A 353-nucleotide genomic window follows, 5' to 3' on the forward strand; every position below is an offset into this window, starting at 1 on the left:
CTGGATTCGACGGGATTTGCGAAACCCAAGGTGCATGCCGAGGGGCGGTTGGCCTCGTAAAAAGCCGCAAAAAATAGTCGCAAACGACGAAAACTACGCTTTAGCAGCTTAATAACCTGCTTAGAGCCCTCTCTCCCTAGCCTCCGCTCTTAGGACGGGGATCAAGAGAGGTCAAACCCAAAAGAGATCGCGTGGAAGCCCTGCCTGGGGTTGAAGCGTTAAAACTTAATCAGGCTAGTTTGTTAGTGGCGTGTCCGTCCGCAGCTGGCAAGCGAATGTAAAGACTGACTAAGCATGTAGTACCGAGGATGTAGGAATTTCGGACGCGGGTTCAACTCCCGCCAGCTCCACCC

General features: G+C 53.0%; 1 other RNA gene. It reads left to right on the plus strand.

The annotated features are described in order from the left end of the window. Positions 1-353, plus strand: a transfer-messenger RNA (tmRNA) gene (gene ssrA, locus D4T97_RS20320); the annotation flags it as partial.

This window comes from Siminovitchia acidinfaciens (assembly GCF_003605385.1).
Classification (GTDB): domain Bacteria; phylum Bacillota; class Bacilli; order Bacillales; family Bacillaceae_C; genus Siminovitchia; species Siminovitchia acidinfaciens.